The following is a 16,546-nucleotide window of genomic DNA, read 5'->3' as shown; positions in this document are numbered from 1 at the left end:
GCGTAGTTGCTGAAACTGGCGCAGCGGTGCTCAAGTGCGCAAGGAATGCTTAGTACGACTGAAAGTGCTCAGCGTGAAAACGCAAATGTGCGTCAATAAAGCTGGCAATAAAGTAATAGCTGTGGTCGTAACCTTGATGCAATTGATATTGCACTGGGTAACCGCACGCCGCTGCCGCATCCAGCAAAGCTTCAGGGTTGAGCTGAGTGGCTAAAAAGGCGTCGTCACCCCCTTGATCTATTCGCATCGGTACCGTCTTACTGGCGTGGCTGATGAGTAGTGTACTGTCGTACTGCGCCCAATCCGTTGTGGCTGTACCCAAATAGCCGCTAAACGCTTTAATCCCCCAAGGGCAAGCTGATGGATGGCAAATTGGACTAAATGCCGATACCGAGCTGTAACGCTCAGGATTGCGCAGTGCAATCATCAATGCGCCGTGGCCGCCCATAGAATGACCCGCAATGGCGCGCTGCGACGATACGGGAAAGTGTGCTTCAATTAACGCGGGTAGCTCATCTACAATATAGTCATACATATGGTAGTGACGCTGCCAAGGCGCTTGCGTGGCGTTAACATAAAAGCCTGCGCCAAGACCAAAGTCATAAGCGCCTTCGGCATCATCGGCGACACCGTCACCGCGTGGGCTGGTGTCGGGAGCAACAATCGCAATGCCAAGCTCTGCTGCTAAGCGCTGGGCGCCTGCTTTTTGCATAAAGTTTTCATCTGTACACGTCAGTCCTGAGAGCCAATACAACACTGGGACTTTTTCGCCGCTGGCGGTTTGTGGTGGTAAAAAAATCGCAAACCGCATCTCACAGTTAAGTGCTTTCGAGCTGTGCTTGAATTGCTTGTGCCAACCATTAAAGCATTTGTTACTGCTAATATTTTCTAAAGTCATAACATCATACCTATTAAGGTTGCGAGCCGCTAAGGCTCGCTGTAGCGTTAACGCTGGTAATGGATCACCGAGCGGATGCTCTTACCTTCGTGCATTAGATCAAACGCTTCATTGATGCCGTCCAATGCCATGGTATGGGTAATAAAGTCATCCAACTTAAATTTACCGGCCAAATAGTCTTCAACTATGCCCGGTAGTTCAGAGCGGCCTTTGACTCCACCAAATGCCGTACCGCGCCATACTCGTCCGGTCACCAGTTGGAATGGGCGCGTTGATATTTCTTGTCCTGCACCGGCAACGCCGATGATCACTGACTCGCCCCAGCCTTTGTGGCAGCATTCCAAGGCAGAACGCATCACATTGACATTACCGATACATTCGAACGAGAAGTCAACGCCGCCATCGGTCATTTCAACAATCACTTCTTGGATTGGTTTGTCGTAATCGTTTGGGTTAATACATTCTGTGGCGCCGAGCTTCTGCGCGAGGGCAAACTTACTGGTGTTGATGTCTACCCCTATAATGCGGCTGGCACCGGCCATCACCGCGCCAATCACCGCTGAAAGACCTATTCCGCCAAGGCCAAAGATTGCCACGGTATCGCCTTTTTGTACTTTCGCGGTTTTGAGTACCGCGCCCATGCCTGTAGTCACACCACAGCCCAGTAGACACACTTCTTCTAACGGCGCTGCTGGGTTCACTTTAGCCAGTGAGATTTCAGGCAGTACGGTGTATTCAGAAAATGTTGAGCAGCCCATATAGTGAAAAATCGGTTTGCCATCTTTATAAAAACGCGTGGTGCCATCAGGCATTAACCCTTTACCTTGAGTAGCGCGAATTTTTTGGCACAGGTTGGTTTTACCTGAGGTGCAGAATTTACATTCACCACATTCCGGCGTGTAAAGTGGAATAACGTGGTCGCCAACCGCAACGCTGGTTACGCCTTCACCCACTTGTTCGACGATGCCGCCGCCTTCATGGCCGAGAATCGCAGGGAAGATCCCTTCTGGGTCTTCACCCGATAAGGTGAAAGCATCGGTATGGCAGACCCCAGTGGCCACAATGCGCACTAATACTTCGCCTTTTTTCGGCAACATCACATCCACTTCTTCAATGCTGAGTGGTTGCTTTGGTCCCCAAGCGACTGCTGCGCGGGATTTTATAAATTGTTCAGCCATAATGACTTTCCTTGATGTGTTGGAGCGTGGGCGCTGTGCCAACGCTCATAAATAAATTCATCTTAGTATATTTGTTTCTACAGGATAGGTAATTACTCTAAAATGAAAATGACTTTTTCTATTTGGTAATAATCATGTTGGCTTGGCAAGGGATCAGTGAATTTACCGCTGTGGCGGAAACCGCCAGTTTCACTTTAGGTGCAAAACAATTGGGGTTATCCACGGCGCAAGTGAGCAGACAGATCAACACGCTCGAAGCGCGGCTTGGCTGTAAATTGTTTTATCGCACCACTCGGCAAGTGTCGTTAACTGCGGAAGGGCAGCTGTATTTACGCCATTGTCGGCAAATATTAGATGGCCTAGCTGAGGCTGAACAAGCGCTCAATGCCAACCGAGCCGTGCCGCACGGCCATCTTAAAGTAACGGCGCCAGTGACCTATGGTGAGCAGTTTGTCATGCCGCTACTGCATGATTTTATGGCGCAATATCCAGAGTTGAGCGTCACTATGGTGTTGAGTAACCAAACCCTAGATTTAATCGAAGGCGGATTTGATTTGGCCGTACGCTTAGGGCGTTTGGCGTCTTCTTCCACCTTAGTGGCAAAGCGGCTCGCTAGTCGTCAGCAATTTGTGTGTGCCGCGCCGAGTTACTTGCAACGCTTTGGCACACCGCACACGTTGGCAGAATTGCGCCAACATCAATGTTTAATTGGTAATCACGACCACTGGCATTTTCAGGAGCAAGGCAAGGCGCGGGCAATGCAAGTGGCAGGTAGATTACGCTGTAACAGTGGCATTGCGCTGCGTGATGCGGCACTAAAAGGTTTAGGGATTGTCCAGCTGCCAGATTACTATGTAGCGGACGATATCGCGGCAGGGCAATTGGTGACAGTGCTTGATGCGTATCAACAACCCGAAGAAGGGATCTGGGCACTGTTTCCACAAAATCGCTATTTATCACCTAAAGTGCGCATGTTGGTGGATTTTCTTGCGGTACATTTAAATGGCGTTGAGGTGACAAAGTGAGTACGGTGTTTCTCACCCTCTCTCCTGCGGTAAATTTTAGGCATAAAAAAACCGCTTTGGCAGCGGTTTTTTTACAAGAAATGGCGGTGAGAGAGGGATTCGAACCCTCGATAGGGCTACAAACCCTATACTCCCTTAGCAGGGGAGCGCCTTCAGCCTCTCGGCCATCTCACCAACGCAAAACTTTAAAAGTGGCGGAGAGATAGGGATTTGAACCCTAGGTACGCTATTAACGTACGCCGGTTTTCAAGACCGGTGCTTTCAACCACTCAGCCATCTCTCCATGGCCGAGAATAATACTGAGCGAAAAAGCAAGTGTAAACAGTTAATTGATTTGTTTGGCGAAAATTTAAACGAAAAGCACTTATTTTTAGAAAATAATTATTAACAAGCGAGAAATAAGTGGTGTGAGCGGCTGTTTTGCGGGAAATTGCAAGGGTGTTATTTGGTTGGGGGAATAACACCCGCTTGCAAGGATTACTTAGTGCGAACAGCGTGACCGAGCGCCAATAATTGGCCGATACGGTTTAATAGTGATAGCCAGTTGATTGGTTTTTTCACTGGGGCTGTTGTAACTAGGTGAGCGTGAGTATCACAGCATGCACCGGCGCCATTAAGCATTGTTTTCTCCTGCAAAGTGTGGTTGAGTACGGTGCTTATTTTGCAGGCAGATTGCCGAAAAATAAAACGATAAATATTGGCCCTATCGGATTAGATTATTTTATCCGAATCTGGTTGTTTAAGGTGTTTGTTATTCAGCTAATTTTCAGCTTGTAAACAGTGCTAGCTAGCACTATTCAAAGGCTTAAGTGGAGTGGTAACTTTAGTATGCACTTTTTATGACTATCTATTCATATTAGCTGAGTTTGTAAAAATAATAAAAATGTTAGTTGTATTTAAACCGCAGCAAGCGAGCGCTACACAGCACCATATCGACTGGCTAAAAGCCGTCGCAGTAGAGCACGCAATTACCTTGCATTGGTATGAAACAAGTGGCGATTTTACCCGTGATAAAGCTGCTATCATGGCAAAGGCTGAGCACGTGAGCCAAGTCGTTGCAATTGGTGGCGATGGTACGCTGCATTTAGTGGCTAATGCCCTTGCTGGTAATACGCACTGTGCCATGGCGATTCTGCCAGCCGGTACAGGTAATGATTTTGCTCGCCAATTTGGCTTTAATGAGAGTATGTGGCGCACCGCAGTGTTTTCTAAGCGGCAAATGGCCATTGATTTAGGCGTCGTTAACCAGCGCTACTTTCTCAATATTGCTGGTGTGGGTTTTAATGCCACGGTAGTGGCAGGACTAAACATGAGCGAGCGACGTCATCGCTTTAGTTATGTGTGGGCCGGCCTTAGGCAGCTTTTCCGTTACCGCAGCGTAAATTTGGCGGTTGCCGAACAGCCAGCGAAACCCACCTTAATGCTGGTCATAGGTAATGGGCGGTTTTTTGCCGCAGGTTTATCACCCACGCCAGAGGCCTCTTTGCAAGATGGTCAATTTGATTGTGTGCAGTTCCACGGTAATAGCGCGTGGCAACGAGTAATGAGTTTTATTGCAATGTTGGCGGGTTTTCATCGCCGATTAAAGCATGTTCGTCATTGGCGTGCAGCATTGGTGAGCGTTGGTAGTGGAGGTCTGGCTATTGAGGCGGACGGTGAACTTATCGGTCATACGCCTGCGACGTTCCGTTGCGTTAAGGCTGCATTGCAACTCAAAATGCCGCAATAAAAAAAGCGCCAGTGCGGCGCTTTAGGTCGAGGACTCGCCTCGAACTGGGGAAACGGGATAGAGCCATGCACGCACTTTTTCTAATGGCGTTAACACTAAAGCGTTGCCAAGTAGTACTAAGCTGAAACCAATAAAGGTATGAGTTTGCCATTCAAAGCCTTCAAACCAACTACTCAGCACTACCGCCACTAGAGGGAATAGCACAATAATATAACTGGCCTTTTCTGGGCCGATGGCTTTGAGTAGCGAGAAATAACAGGCAAACGCGATAACTGTGCCAAACACCGCTAGGTAAGCAAGTGACCCCCAATATGGCCAATCCGCACTGACTAGTAAAGATTGCCCAGATATTAAGGCATACATTCCTAGCAAAGTAGCACTGTATAACATGCCCCACGCATTGCCTTGTAGTACGCCGATTTGCTGATTGGAGTTGCGCACACTCACCATATTACCGAATGACGCGCAAATCGTGCCAGCTAGCGCCAGTAAGAGTCCAACTACCGCGCCGTTGGCAAGATCAAAATGTTGCAGGTCGTGCCAAAATAAACTCACAATTCCGACCACGCCAATCGTCGCGCCAACATAGATCCGTTTGGCAATGGGCTTTTTGAAAAATACCTTGGTATTGATGATGTTAAATACCAACAGCAAGGAGAACGCAATTGAAGCCATGGCTGACGTTAAATAGCCTTGCGCCCAATAAAGGAAGAGATAATTCAGGCCAAAATTACCGATTGCCAGCAACAGGAAAAAGCCATGGTCACGCAGTGAGTAGTGCATTGGCAGGCGTTTGATGAGCACATATAACCACATACAGGCAGCCGCAATCGCAAAGCGATAAAACAGACTCACCACCTCGTTCACGCTGCCGAGTTGGAACTCGATTGCCAACCAAGTCGACCCCCAGATCAACACTGTGCTTAAATATAACAATAAATTTTTCATGATTAGGCTCTACTTATATGGCGTGATGGTTACCTTGTCGGCATTGCACTCTAGTTGACAATAAGCTAGTTTAAAGATCTTATCTGTATATACCATATACAGATCTAAGTTATTTCGACCTATACAGATTGGAGTGGACAATGAGTGTCGCCGTCAGCCGTGAAAGTGCCGCGTATCTTTATCAACAAGTGGTTGCGCTTATTCATACCATGATTGAGCAAGGTTCTTTGCAAGCCGGTGATAAATTGCCCTCATTGCGTGCTATGGCGAATCAGTTACAAGTCAGCATTCCCACAGTTAAGCAGGCTTATCAGTATCTTGAAGCACAGGGCAAGCTGGTGGCAAAAGAGAAGTCGGGTTATTTTCTAGCGTCCAAATCAACCCCTGCGCAGCCCAAACGTGGTCGCCTTAGCAATCGACCACTACAGGTGAATAAGCAAGTGTTGATTGAACAGGTTTATCAGGCAATCCATACCTCAGGTATGGTGCCATTTGGGATTGCCAATCCAGTGGCGGTCGCCAGTACCGATAAAACGCTTGCCAAGTTAATGCGCCGCGCTATGCAACAAGCAGGAGAACATGCCATTGATTATGGCGCGATGGATGGACTGCCAGCACTGAAAAAGCAAATCGTCCATCGTTACCTGAATATGGGCGTATTTATAGAGCAAGACGAGTTGGTGATCACCAATGGTGCACAAGAAGCTTTGGCGATTGCATTGCAATGCGTCACTGAGCCTGGCGATGTGGTGGCAATCGAATCGCCCTGTTATTTTGGCATTATTGAGCTGATTGAAAATTTAGGTTTAAAAGCGCTTGAGATCCCGCTCTGCCCAGACGATGGCATTTGGCTGGATGACTTAGCACACGCGTTAAGAAAACACCCAGTTAAGGTCTGTTTGTTTTCCACTAGTATCAATAACCCGCTCGGTAGCTTTATGCCAAACAGTCGCCGTCAGCAATTGCTCGCGTTATTAGCAGAATTTAAAGTGCCTTTGATTGAAGACGATGTCTATGGCGACTTACATTTTGGCTGTGAGCGTGGCTTGCCAGCGCAAAGTTATGCCACTCCTGGGCAAGTATTAACTTGCTCGTCTTTTTCCAAAACGGCAGCACCCAGTTATCGTATTGGTTGGTTGTATGCTGGGCCTTACGCGGCTAAAGCCAAACGCATTAAACGCGCGTTAAGTTGTTCGTCATCGCTGATGAATCAATGGGTGCTGGCAGATTATCTCGCCTCAGGTGAATACGATAGGCATTTAAAACTGATGCGGCAGCGCTTGTTAGCCAATAAAGCGCGTATGAGCAAATGTATACAAAGACTATTTCCCGATGATGTGCGTGTGAGTGACCCCAAAGGCGGTTGTGTGTTGTGGTTGGATCTCGGTAGTGGTTACGATGGCAGTAAATTATTTCAGCTCGCATTAGAGCATAAAATCAGTATTACCCCGGGCGCCTTGTTCAGCGCAGGGCAAAGATATCAAAACTGCGTACGACTAAGCTTTGGTGTACCTTGGAGTGCAGAGGTAGAAGCGGCGTTAGCGACCTTGGCGTCTTTACTCTATCAGGCGCGCAAAGGGTAAAATGGCGTGGCCAAGCAGGCCACGCACACGCGATTAAGGTTTAATCGCGCTGTATTTCACGGTCACGTTACCAAATGGCAAGTACCCTGAAACTTGAATAAACCATTTACCTGCTTTAGGTGTGGCAAATTCACAGACATCTTGGTTACCAAATTTGGCTGACAAGCAGTCGTAACGGAACAAGCTCGGTGCACTACCTTGTTTTACCATCAAATTGGCATCGCCCCAGCCGCCAGTCACTTCAATTTTGAGATTTTGAAAGCCTTCAGGTAGCTCAATTTTGAAGTTCTTTGGCCAGAACCAACCGCCTACATTGGTAAACTCACCTTGCCATACTTCTGGCTCAACAACCGGAGGTTGAGTATTTAGCGCTACTATGACAGGGTCGTGATCTGATGCGCGATAAGCATGCTCCGCATAAAGGCTGGCTTGCAATGCGTCAGACTTGTACTCCACATTGTAATCAAGCGCTACTGGCTCATCGGCATTGATGTGCCAATCTGTGGCGGCAACGACTTTTTCCATCATAGATGTTGAAGCTAGCGCGTGATCTAAGCTTCCAATACGACCGGCGTAGTTGTAAGAATAACCTTGGGTATGGCCATCTTGCGTAGCGATAACAGAAGCTAAACCTTTCGCGGCAAACGCCCGTAATGGATCTTCCATCGCATAAGAGTTAAGGTCACCCACGACTATGATGTCGTCATCAGCCACCCCAGTTGGGTGCGTTGCGAGCCAGTCAGCATAAGTATTGGCTGCAGTGGTACGCACCACATTCCAACAACCTTGGCCGTCACCTTGATCTTGGTCAGCACCTTCGGCTTTGCTGCAGCTGCCTTTTGAGCGTAAGTGTGCCACGCCCATAGTAAAGACTTCTTCAGTGGCATTTACTTTAAAAGATTGCGCAATTGGTGGGCGGTTGCCGTAATCAAACGGAACCATTTCGGTAAAGGCGGCAGTGCCTACTTCTGTGACTTTGCTGCTGCGATAAATCAACGCTGATGTAATGGCGTCGCCACCAATTTTCTCCGCATTGAAGTTCACATATTGATAAGTTTCAGCGCTTTGTGCATTTAGTGCCGCGACTAAATCGGCAATGGCGCTGAATTCACCGAAACCATCATTTTCAATTTCGAGTAAACCAATCACATCTGCGTCTAAAGCTAAAATCGCCGATACAATCTTCGCTTTTTGGCGTTGGAATTCAATTGCGCTTGATGCGCCACGGCTAGTTGGGAAACCACCGCCTTGACCATCGCCATTAAAGTAATTTAACACGTTAAATGACGCGATACGTAAGTCACCCGTAGCGTCTAAGGCTGGGGCATCAGTACGTGGATTGGTGGCGCTGAAAATTGGCTCCACCGTTGGGTGTAAGCGATATTTGTCAAAGCTATAAGTGATCACACCTTGCAGGTTGTCTGCGGTATCACCTAAACGTAGTGTGTTATATGCATCTAAACCAGGCGCAGGGTAGCGAATTGGTTCAAGGTTTTGTTTGGTTGAACCATCGTCGAGGAGGATTTGTTTGCTTAAATTAGCAGCTTCAACGGCATTGGCATCAGCACCCGGTAACGCGACTTGTGTGCTTTGATAGAGACGCTCAGTGGCGAGCAGAACTTCACCGTAACGAGCCAAACCATAGCTATCAACCACTTTTAGCGATTGGTTAATGTTCACCAACATGCCTTCTACGGCTTCTAAATTATCGTTTGGTAAAGTGAGTGTGGTGGCTGCAACGCTGCCTTGACCACACACTTCTAGTGCATCAACGAAGCCCAGTTGCGTGGCATTGAAATATTCTTGCACTTTAGCGCGTAAACGGACGCGGTCGCCGACTTTCACGTCAGTCCCTGTGTAGTAAACAAAAATACCTTCAGAGGTTAGTGTGTCGTTGTCTTGCTCTGCCGCTGGGTGTTGAATAAAGAAGCCTTTCAGCTCATTGTCAGCTTGTAGATCTGCGGTTACGACGGCTTCTACCGTGACGATTTGATCAACCAATGGGCTTGTCGCGCCAGCACCTTGGATGGTGTGAATGGCTGTGGCGGTATCACCGCAAACCAGCGGTTCGACTGGTGGTTCTGTCGGATCAGTTGGGTCGGTTGGATCTGTGGTAGAGCCTGCGTGTTGACCAAGATCGCTAAAATCATCTTTGTCAAAACTTAACCACTGTGCACTCGGATCAAAAAAACCATCCGCTTCTGTGCGTCCTGCATTGATTGAGCTGATACGGCGAAGAGTGCGATCCATAGTTTGCACGCCATTGCCAGACCAGTAAGAGCCTGGATCTTCACCGCGCTTACCAAAGCTGTCGATAATGGTATCACCTTGTACCAACACAATCGCATCATCGCCATTAAACCAACTGGCGGCAGTGGTTTGTTGTGCTTTATCTAACACTGCTTGAGCTGAGCTGGCATGCGCAACCACATAGGTTTGTTTAGCAGCTAATGTGCCAGCTAAAGCAATCGTGAGTGGTGCATCAGTTTTACCATTGAAATAGGTTTGCAGTGCGTAAGCGCTTAAATCAACCGCTTCAGTACCTGCGTTATAGAGTTCAATGGCTTTGTTATTTGAGCTACCTTCAACGTATTCAGAGATGATCACAGAAGCACTGGCTGGCAATGCCGCGAGCGTCATCCCTAAAACCAAAGGTTTTAGTTTAGTTGTTAACATTTTTTTATTTTCCCGTGTTTTTTACCCAAAAGGGGCAATAGTGTAAGCTCGGGATATTACAAAAAAGTTACATTACTTGGCTAGAGTGTGTGAAAAATTTAACGGTCAAATTGCGACTAAGGCGCATAAAAAATGATGTGATTTGTAACCGAACTATGGGCTTTTGCACTAGCAAAGTCAAAAGAGGTAGATTATACCTCTTTTGACCATGTAAATTATTCTTTAAAGCTCTTATGGCAATCTTTACAGCCTTTAGCCCAGTTGCCAAATGCCGCTTTGATTTTGTCTTGGTCGCCAGTATCCGCTGCCGCAGCCAGTTCTACAGCATAAGCAGCAAAAGCTTGTGCTTTTTGGTCAAAGGTCGCACGGTCACTCCAAACCGCAGGCAACGCCTCGGTGTCACCTTTATCTGAGCCATCAATGAACGCTTCCCAAGGCATCGCTGCTAGTTGTGCGGCATTGTGGGCGCGTTGCTTAAAACGCTCTGCATCAAATGGTACTTTGCCTTTGAGCATGTCACCCATATCGCCAATTTGGTAGCGGATCAGTTGAAATGCCGCTTGGCGATATTCAATCGCATCTTCTGGTTTTTCAAACAGTGAGTTGGCTGATACCGAGCTTGAAAATACCGCTGCTAACGCAAATCCTAGTAGTGTTTTTTTCATAATGAGACCCTTTTCTCAAATTTAATCCGTTGAATAGACCCACGATAGCTGCACTATGTTGCAGTTATATAGGGTTAATTAATTATCGTCTTGGCTGAAGTCGGCGAAGATCATGCCGCGGCGCATACTGCGCGTGGCGAGAAAAACTTCTGCCAATAACGCCAAAAAGGCGGCTATTAACAAAGCCATTGCACCAATAAAGGCGCTGGCGATGGTAATGCCTAAGTCCATGGTATGGAGATGCGAAATAAACAACATCATCACCACAGCACTTACCAGTAATGCACTTAACACACTGGCACTGAAAGCAATATGAATACAGCGCGAACGCTTTAAGAGGGCGCGCATTTCAGTTTGTAAATCAAAGGTGGTAGATTCATCTTGCGGGTGTTTGAGGCGACGGTCAAGCAAGCGGGCACGGTCAGTGATCCGCGCCAGACGATTAGACAGCACGCCTAACGTCGCAGCGATACCAGTAATTAAAAATACTGGCGCCACCGCGGTTTGGATAACTTTTGCCATTGTGAGTACTTGTAAAGCACTGGCGTCCATAATTACCACTTTACCTCATTAATTGTATTTGGTGCTTCGGCTATCCAGGTATTGAGCACGCGATTTTGCTCATCAAGCAATAATAATCGTGGAATACCTTTGTTGGCATAGCGAGAATAGATTTGTCGGTCTGGATCAGCAACGAGCGTAAAGGGTGTACCAAACTCGCTAGCAAATTGGTTGAGTGAATCGTTATTTTCTTCTCTGCCGATAGCCACAATTTGTAGTTCAGGATGGTTAAGCAACGGGGACTCTTTTAGTTCTTTTAGTGTGCGCTGAGAGTCTGAACACCAAGTCGCAAACAGGATCACCAATTTCTTTTTGTTTGCGGCGAATTGCACAGCCTGACCTTGGCTATCGGTTAATTCTGTATCTTTGAACATATCTCCTTGTTGCACATACGTTTCATAACCAATTGAATCTGGCGTTGGGGTGCTACTGCAAGCGCTGGTCGTGGCGAGCGCCAAGCCAATGAAAGCCATCTTAACAACTTGTGATACCATACCTTTCTCCTTTTTGGCTTCATTTACGCGTATTTAGACAGCGAAAGCAACTGTTCAAGATGAGTTATTTAGCGTTATTTATAAGTGCACTACTCTCAGCCACGTTATTGCCGGGTTCGTCAGAGGTCTTACTGACCGCGTTACTGCATGAGCAAACCGCTGTGTTGTGGATGTTGTGGCTAGTGGCAACCGCTGGCAATGTGCTGGGCAGTGCCATTAACTATGGCTTAGGTTTGCAACTGGAGCGCTTTAAAGGACGGCGCTGGTTTCCTGTGTCAGCACCGCAGCTGGCGCGAGCGCAACAATTTTTTGCTCGCTATGGCCGCTTTAGTTTGTTATTTGCTTGGCTGCCTGTAGTTGGCGACCCTCTCACTTTACTGGCTGGGGTAATACGCCTACCATTTTGGCAGTTTTTTTGGCTGATTTGCATTGGCAAGGGTGCGCGCTACGCATTGGTGATTTGGCTGGCATTGCAGCTCTTTGCCACTACGTAGCGCATCGCATTAGGTTTTACGCCAGTCGAGCGTGAGTGACACTGAGTCGGCAAAACGCAGAGCATGCGGTTTGTCGACTCTGACTTTGGCATAACTCACACTGGGATGCTGGTTACATTCATGCAGAATATCTGCAACCAGCTTTTCTAGCAGCAAAAAGTGGCCATCTTCTACCTTAGCGATGACAGCTTTGGTAATGGTTTTATAGTTAAGGGCATGCGACACTTCGTCGGCATCCACACAGGCGCTGTCGGCAGGGTAATGGATCTCAATATTGATCACGACGTCCTGTTTTTTTTCGCGCTCATCTGGGTTGAAGCCAATATAAGTGCGTAGCCGCAAGTTAGTGATATGAATTATGGCGTTCATAGCCTTCCTTAGCGTTTGATCAGCTGTAAAAACTCATTGCGGGTTTTTGGGTCTGAGCGGAAGTTACCGAGCATCACTGAGGTGCGCATTTGAGAATTTTGCTTTTCTACACCACGCATCATCATGCACATGTGTTTTGCTTCCACGATAACACCAACGCCTTTGGCTTGCGTGACTTCTTCTACCGCTTTGGCAATTTGATGAGTTAGCTGTTCTTGGATTTGAAAACGGCGTGCGAACATATCGACGATGCGGGCAAACTTAGATAAGCCTAACACTTTGCCGTTAGGAATGTAGGCAATATGACAACGGCCGACAAACGGTAGTAAGTGGTGTTCACACATGGAATATAATTCAATATCTTGGATCACCACCATGTCGTCCGCATCTGAGCTAAATACCGCGTTATTGGTAATCTCAGTCAGGGTTTGTCGATAGCCCTGAGTTAAGTATTCCATCGCTTTAGCTGCGCGTTTTGGGGTATCAAGCAAACCCTCACGGCTTGGGTCTTCGCCCACCGCGGTGAGAATAGCATGGTAGCTGTCTTTCAATTCTTTATGCATGGTGTTCTCTTTTATTTCAGGTGTCTGCCGCCATCAACGGGAATACTACGGCCTGTGATATAACGACTGTTTAATAGCAACTCTATGCTGCGGATCACTTCCTCGCAACCGGGTTCGATACCCATTAGGGATTTTTGCAAAGTCTTGGCTTTGTACTCATCGCTGTCATGTTGATTAAAAATGATAAGTGATGGTGCAATCGCGTTAACTTTAATATGTGGTGCACATTTGACGGCAAATGAGCGGGTTAAGTTATCTAATGCGGCTTTACTAGCTGCATAAGCCAAATGCTTAGGGCTGCCAGTTTCTACTACATAATCAGTGATGTGGATAATGTCCGCACCCTCATCGCAACGCGCAAGATAGTCAAGTAGGCCATGATTTATTAAATAAGGGACTTTGGCATGAATGCGCATCATATCGTCAAACAGCGTTGCCAAGTCTTCTCTGTTCGCTTCACAATCCCAACTTGAGGCGTTGTGAATAATGGCTCTTAGACTACTACAGTGACGGCGCACCTCGGCGATAAAGTTTGTCACGCTCTCATTATCCGTAAAATCGGCATGTAGGGAAATCGCCCCTTTCGTAGCCAATTCAGTAATGGCCGGATGATGGGTGCGGTAGCTGAGAATAACCGTAAAACCAGCTGTTAATAAATGCTCAACAATAGCTAGGCCAATGCGCTGCGCGCCGCCAGTGATAAGGATTGGGGAGTTCATTTATAAGGGTACTTTCCTCAAGTTCTGCTTGGCTAACTATAACGCAAACAGCTAAGATGTTTGAACTTTTACGCACTAAAAGCGTGAGTCGATCACTCATCCTAGAACTTTGCTTGTTTGCTTTCGAGGTTAAAATTGCTGCAACGTGCTTTTTCATTAAGTCAGGTGCCGGTTTGGTTTGTGCTGGCGGTGTATTGCAGTTTGATGTGGTTGCAAGGCGCTCCGCAAGCGTTGCAAAGCGTAATAGCTCAATGGCAAATTGCCCTCACCATGGCGCTTGGATCATTTGTAGCGGGTGGAACGGCGCTCGGTGGTGGTGCTGTGGCATTTCCAGTGATGACCAAATTGCTCGCCATAGAACCAGCTACGGCAAAAGTATTTTCCTTGGCAATTCAAAGTTTTGGTATGACGGCGGCAACCATTACGATTCTCTGCCGACGCATTCCTATTTATACCAACGTGGTGGTAATGGCGTTACCTATGGCCTTTATCGGGGTTTGGTTGAGCCTACATTACATTGCACCTTATGCGCCGCGTTTACTGACAAAAAGTATTTTTAGCCTATTGCTACTTTGCTTTGCGGTCACGCTTATTTACCGCTGGTGGCGTAAAGCCCATCATTTGCCGAGCCACATCAATATTTCGCCACAGCCATTGCGTTTTATGTTGGTGGCGCTATTTGGTGGAGTTGCTAGTGGCTTGGTGGGATCTGGTGCTGATATTGCGATTTTTGCTTTGTTGGTACTGGTGTATCACGCCGATGTAAAACGTGCTACCGCGACATCTGTGGTAATTATGGCATTTACCTCAGTGCTTGGCAGTAGCATCAATGCTTGGCAGTTGCAGGTGATAGATGCTGAAATTCAAGGGTATTTACTGGCGGCAATCCCGATAGTGGTGATAGGTGCGCCGCTGGGGGCCTATGTTTGCGCACGTATCAAGGTAGCTTATCTGGTGAGTTTTTTATTGGCTTTGATAGCTTTGGAAGTGCTGTTTACCTTGCTGGAATTAGTCGCGCAGGCATAGTGGATGGCAGCCAGTGCTGCCACCCAGAAGACACTTAATCGTAAATGGTCGGAATTGGGCGGCGTTTGTGCTGAGTACGCTGATAAATCGCGATCAGCTTAGCTTCAACCTCGGCAGTGATGGTTTTGCCTTCAAGAAAATCATCAATATCGTTATAGCTTAAACCTAACGCATCTTCGTCTGCTAAACCTGGGCGGTCGCATTCTAAGTCGGCGGTAGGAACTTTATACACTAAGGTTTCCGGCGCGCCCAAATGCGCGGCAAGTGCACGAACTTGACGCTTTGATAAGCCAAATAGTGGTGCTAAGTCGCACGCGCCATCGCCAAATTTAGTATAAAAACCTGTGATATTCTCAGCGCTATGATCTGTGCCAACGACTAAACCTTGCGTTAATCCGGCAATCTCATATTGCGCAACCATGCGTTGTCGTGCCTTGACATTACCTTTAATAAAATCCACGCTATGTGGCGCCGGAAGTGGCAGTTGTGCGCCAGCCATAGCAGCCAAAGCTTGTTCGTGCATGGCATCCGCGGCAGGTTTGATGTTCACCGTCAGGCGCTGCGAAGGTTGAATAAAATCCACCGCCATTTGCGCTTCACTTTCATCAGCTTGAATGCCGTAAGGTAAACGCATGGCAATAAATTGATAGTGATCCGTATTGTGTTCGCGGTTCAGCTCTTCCACCGCCAGTTGGCAGAGGCGGCCACAAGTAGAGGAATCAACACCACCGCTGATACCAAGCACTAGGCTGCGACAGTTCGCCGCAAGCAGGCGCTGTTTGATAAAATCGACTCGTCTAGTGACTTCAAACGCCACGTCAATATCTGCTTGTACTCTCATTTCTGCCATGATTGCAGCGCGCATGCTTAACCCCTATCACTCAATTAAAATGGCTGAAGGCGAATATCCTTCTGGCGTGACGTAGCAGCGCTTAACGCTCGCAACGTCAAATGGTGGTTATATTATGTTTTTATTAATAATGAATTTAAAGCCCTAAATGTTGCTTAATTTGCTGCAATTCTGCTTTTACTTCGGCAATTTCGCGCAGTAAATCGGACAACTCATCTTTACTCAGGGCTAATTCTGACGCAAGTGCGGTGCCTGAGTCACTTTGCTCGACATCATGAAAGGTGTGGGCATAGCGAGCTTCACGTTTACCAGGCTCTTTGGCCAACATTTGTACATGACCCTCCGCGATGAGGGTATTCAGGGTATGCTCTACGGCCTGCACATCGTGAAAGTCTGCCAAGCGATTAGAGCGAGTGCGCAGCTCCCCTGGGGTTTGGGCACCACGCAATAACAGCAAACACATGACGGCGGTTTGTTGCGTATTAAGTTTAAGCTTGGCAAATTCGCTGTCACAAAAGCGTTGTCGATACTTTAGTACGCGACTACCTTTGGTTTCCTCAGCAACGACAAAACGTTCGGCAACGAGGCGCTGCAAGGCATCAAGCACCTCACTTTCACTCAAGTCCATCACAGGTTCACGATTGGTTTTTTGATTACACGCTGTGGTGAGTGCATTTAAAGAGAGTGGATAAATATCTGGGGTGGTAATGGCTTTTTCGATTAAACAACCAATAATACGAGCTTCAATTGCAGACAAATCCATAGCTT

18 protein-coding genes and 2 tRNA genes are annotated in these 16,546 nt (G+C 47.4%); 5 read left to right on the top strand and 15 right to left on the bottom strand.

The genetic code is table 11. The features are described from left to right. Positions 1–49: 49 nt before the first annotated feature. Positions 50–898: an S-formylglutathione hydrolase gene (gene fghA / locus ACFOEE_RS18690; protein ID WP_377127993.1), complete on the bottom strand. Its 849-nt coding sequence runs from the start codon at positions 896–898 to the stop codon at positions 50–52. A 47-nt stretch (positions 899–945) separates the two neighbouring features. Beyond that, complete coding sequence (locus ACFOEE_RS18685) at positions 946–2,076, bottom strand: S-(hydroxymethyl)glutathione dehydrogenase/class III alcohol dehydrogenase (RefSeq protein ID WP_377127990.1); 1,131 nt, start codon at positions 2,074–2,076, stop codon at positions 946–948. Positions 2,077–2,210: 134 nt separating this feature from the next. Here ACFOEE_RS18685 and ACFOEE_RS18680 point away from each other — a divergent pair, with 134 nt between their 5' ends. Continuing rightward, the gene (locus ACFOEE_RS18680; RefSeq protein WP_377127987.1) at positions 2,211–3,101 is read left to right on the top strand and encodes a LysR substrate-binding domain-containing protein; all 891 of its coding nucleotides are present in this window, start codon (positions 2,211–2,213) and stop codon (positions 3,099–3,101) included. 81 nt (positions 3,102–3,182) lie between these two features. On the opposite strand, the gene ACFOEE_RS18675 is transcribed toward ACFOEE_RS18680, so the two are convergent. The 3 genes from ACFOEE_RS18675 to ACFOEE_RS18665 form a co-directional block, all read right to left on the bottom strand. Then, positions 3,183–3,275 (bottom strand) — tRNA-Ser (locus ACFOEE_RS18675). An 18-nt stretch (positions 3,276–3,293) separates the two neighbouring features. Continuing rightward, a tRNA-Ser gene (locus tag ACFOEE_RS18670) sits at positions 3,294–3,384 on the bottom strand. A 194-nt stretch (positions 3,385–3,578) separates the two neighbouring features. Beyond that, on the bottom strand, positions 3,579–3,722 hold the full coding sequence (locus ACFOEE_RS18665) for a hypothetical protein (RefSeq protein ID WP_377127985.1): 144 nt from the start codon (positions 3,720–3,722) through the stop codon (positions 3,579–3,581). A gap of 262 nt (positions 3,723–3,984) precedes the next feature. Between ACFOEE_RS18665 and ACFOEE_RS18660 the strand changes: the two genes are divergently transcribed. Next, positions 3,985–4,830, top strand: coding sequence for a diacylglycerol/lipid kinase family protein (locus ACFOEE_RS18660; protein ID WP_377127982.1), 846 nt, complete (start codon positions 3,985–3,987; stop codon positions 4,828–4,830). Positions 4,831–4,851: 21 nt separating this feature from the next. Here the strand turns inward: ACFOEE_RS18660 and ACFOEE_RS18655 are convergent, their stop codons facing one another. Further along, on the bottom strand, positions 4,852–5,778 hold the full coding sequence (locus ACFOEE_RS18655) for a DMT family transporter (protein ID WP_377127979.1): 927 nt from the start codon (positions 5,776–5,778) through the stop codon (positions 4,852–4,854). Between the two features lie 140 nt (positions 5,779–5,918). Here ACFOEE_RS18655 and ACFOEE_RS18650 point away from each other — a divergent pair, with 140 nt between their 5' ends. Next, positions 5,919–7,361, top strand: coding sequence for an aminotransferase-like domain-containing protein (locus ACFOEE_RS18650; protein ID WP_377127976.1), 1,443 nt, complete (start codon positions 5,919–5,921; stop codon positions 7,359–7,361). A gap of 33 nt (positions 7,362–7,394) precedes the next feature. Here the strand turns inward: ACFOEE_RS18650 and ACFOEE_RS18645 are convergent, their stop codons facing one another. From ACFOEE_RS18645 to ACFOEE_RS18630, 4 genes are all read right to left on the bottom strand, one after another. Beyond that, the gene (locus ACFOEE_RS18645; RefSeq protein ID WP_377127973.1) at positions 7,395–10,037 is read right to left on the bottom strand and encodes an ExeM/NucH family extracellular endonuclease; all 2,643 of its coding nucleotides are present in this window, start codon (positions 10,035–10,037) and stop codon (positions 7,395–7,397) included. A 215-nt stretch (positions 10,038–10,252) separates the two neighbouring features. Beyond that, complete coding sequence (locus ACFOEE_RS18640; RefSeq protein ID WP_377127970.1) at positions 10,253–10,702, bottom strand: c-type cytochrome; 450 nt, start codon at positions 10,700–10,702, stop codon at positions 10,253–10,255. Between the two features lie 78 nt (positions 10,703–10,780). Next, positions 10,781–11,254 carry a DUF2721 domain-containing protein gene (locus ACFOEE_RS18635; RefSeq protein ID WP_377127967.1) on the bottom strand — a complete coding sequence of 158 codons (474 nt, stop codon included), beginning with the start codon at positions 11,252–11,254 and terminating at the stop codon, positions 10,781–10,783. Positions 11,255–11,256: 2 nt separating this feature from the next. Beyond that, positions 11,257–11,757 (bottom strand): TlpA family protein disulfide reductase, encoded by a 501-nt coding sequence (locus ACFOEE_RS18630; protein ID WP_377127964.1) that lies wholly within the window; start codon positions 11,755–11,757, stop codon positions 11,257–11,259. 59 nt (positions 11,758–11,816) lie between these two features. On the opposite strand from ACFOEE_RS18630, the gene ACFOEE_RS18625 reads away from it, so the two are divergent. After that, positions 11,817–12,251, top strand: a complete 435-nt coding sequence (locus ACFOEE_RS18625) for a YqaA family protein (protein ID WP_377127961.1) — start codon at positions 11,817–11,819, stop codon at positions 12,249–12,251. A gap of 9 nt (positions 12,252–12,260) precedes the next feature. Here the strand turns inward: ACFOEE_RS18625 and folX are convergent, their stop codons facing one another. Genes folX through folM form a run of 3 tightly spaced genes read right to left on the bottom strand, consistent with a single transcriptional unit; the run spans position 12,261 to position 13,902 of the window. Continuing rightward, positions 12,261–12,620: a dihydroneopterin triphosphate 2'-epimerase gene (folX, locus tag ACFOEE_RS18620; protein WP_377127958.1), complete on the bottom strand. Its 360-nt coding sequence runs from the start codon at positions 12,618–12,620 to the stop codon at positions 12,261–12,263. 8 nt (positions 12,621–12,628) lie between these two features. Next, positions 12,629–13,183, bottom strand: coding sequence for a GTP cyclohydrolase I FolE (gene folE / locus ACFOEE_RS18615; RefSeq protein WP_377127955.1), 555 nt, complete (start codon positions 13,181–13,183; stop codon positions 12,629–12,631). Positions 13,184–13,194: 11 nt separating this feature from the next. Then, on the bottom strand, positions 13,195–13,902 hold the full coding sequence (gene folM, locus ACFOEE_RS18610; protein WP_377127952.1) for a dihydromonapterin reductase: 708 nt from the start codon (positions 13,900–13,902) through the stop codon (positions 13,195–13,197). 135 nt (positions 13,903–14,037) lie between these two features. Between folM and ACFOEE_RS18605 the strand changes: the two genes are divergently transcribed. Further along, the gene (locus ACFOEE_RS18605) at positions 14,038–14,928 is read left to right on the top strand and encodes a sulfite exporter TauE/SafE family protein (protein WP_377127950.1); all 891 of its coding nucleotides are present in this window, start codon (positions 14,038–14,040) and stop codon (positions 14,926–14,928) included. A 34-nt stretch (positions 14,929–14,962) separates the two neighbouring features. Here the strand turns inward: ACFOEE_RS18605 and nadE are convergent, their stop codons facing one another. Next, on the bottom strand, positions 14,963–15,793 hold the full coding sequence (gene nadE, locus ACFOEE_RS18600) for an ammonia-dependent NAD(+) synthetase (RefSeq protein WP_377127947.1): 831 nt from the start codon (positions 15,791–15,793) through the stop codon (positions 14,963–14,965). Between the two features lie 121 nt (positions 15,794–15,914). After that, entirely contained in the window at positions 15,915–16,541 is a 627-nt protein-coding gene (locus tag ACFOEE_RS18595) for a YceH family protein (RefSeq protein ID WP_377127944.1), read from the bottom strand. Positions 16,542–16,546 lie beyond the last annotated feature (5 nt).

Source organism: Pseudoalteromonas fenneropenaei (assembly GCF_042643375.1).
Taxonomy (GTDB): Bacteria; Pseudomonadota; Gammaproteobacteria; order Enterobacterales; family Alteromonadaceae; genus Pseudoalteromonas; species Pseudoalteromonas fenneropenaei.
Note: the sequence above shows the minus strand (reverse complement) of the source record. Positions and strands in the feature narration are given on the sequence as shown.

What these genes read in the sequence shown, in the direction of transcription:
- fghA (WP_377127993.1), bottom strand. Translation starts at nt 898, where the DNA reads ATGACTTTAGAAAATATTAGCAGTAACAAATGCTTTAATGGTTGGCAC.
- ACFOEE_RS18685 (WP_377127990.1), bottom strand. Translation starts at nt 2,076, where the DNA reads ATGGCTGAACAATTTATAAAATCCCGCGCAGCAGTCGCTTGGGGACCA.
- ACFOEE_RS18680 (WP_377127987.1), top strand. Translation starts at nt 2,211, where the DNA reads ATGTTGGCTTGGCAAGGGATCAGTGAATTTACCGCTGTGGCGGAAACC.
- ACFOEE_RS18665 (WP_377127985.1), bottom strand. Translation starts at nt 3,722, where the DNA reads ATGCTTAATGGCGCCGGTGCATGCTGTGATACTCACGCTCACCTAGTT.
- ACFOEE_RS18660 (WP_377127982.1), top strand. Translation starts at nt 3,985, where the DNA reads ATGTTAGTTGTATTTAAACCGCAGCAAGCGAGCGCTACACAGCACCAT.
- ACFOEE_RS18655 (WP_377127979.1), bottom strand. Translation starts at nt 5,778, where the DNA reads ATGAAAAATTTATTGTTATATTTAAGCACAGTGTTGATCTGGGGGTCG.
- ACFOEE_RS18650 (WP_377127976.1), top strand. Translation starts at nt 5,919, where the DNA reads ATGAGTGTCGCCGTCAGCCGTGAAAGTGCCGCGTATCTTTATCAACAA.
- ACFOEE_RS18645 (WP_377127973.1), bottom strand. Translation starts at nt 10,037, where the DNA reads ATGTTAACAACTAAACTAAAACCTTTGGTTTTAGGGATGACGCTCGCG.
- ACFOEE_RS18640 (WP_377127970.1), bottom strand. Translation starts at nt 10,702, where the DNA reads ATGAAAAAAACACTACTAGGATTTGCGTTAGCAGCGGTATTTTCAAGC.
- ACFOEE_RS18635 (WP_377127967.1), bottom strand. Translation starts at nt 11,254, where the DNA reads ATGGACGCCAGTGCTTTACAAGTACTCACAATGGCAAAAGTTATCCAA.
- ACFOEE_RS18630 (WP_377127964.1), bottom strand. Translation starts at nt 11,757, where the DNA reads ATGGTATCACAAGTTGTTAAGATGGCTTTCATTGGCTTGGCGCTCGCC.
- ACFOEE_RS18625 (WP_377127961.1), top strand. Translation starts at nt 11,817, where the DNA reads ATGAGTTATTTAGCGTTATTTATAAGTGCACTACTCTCAGCCACGTTA.
- folX (WP_377127958.1), bottom strand. Translation starts at nt 12,620, where the DNA reads ATGAACGCCATAATTCATATCACTAACTTGCGGCTACGCACTTATATT.
- folE (WP_377127955.1), bottom strand. Translation starts at nt 13,183, where the DNA reads ATGCATAAAGAATTGAAAGACAGCTACCATGCTATTCTCACCGCGGTG.
- folM (WP_377127952.1), bottom strand. Translation starts at nt 13,902, where the DNA reads ATGAACTCCCCAATCCTTATCACTGGCGGCGCGCAGCGCATTGGCCTA.
- nadE (WP_377127947.1), bottom strand. Translation starts at nt 15,793, where the DNA reads ATGCGCGCTGCAATCATGGCAGAAATGAGAGTACAAGCAGATATTGAC.
- ACFOEE_RS18595 (WP_377127944.1), bottom strand. Translation starts at nt 16,541, where the DNA reads ATGGATTTGTCTGCAATTGAAGCTCGTATTATTGGTTGTTTAATCGAA.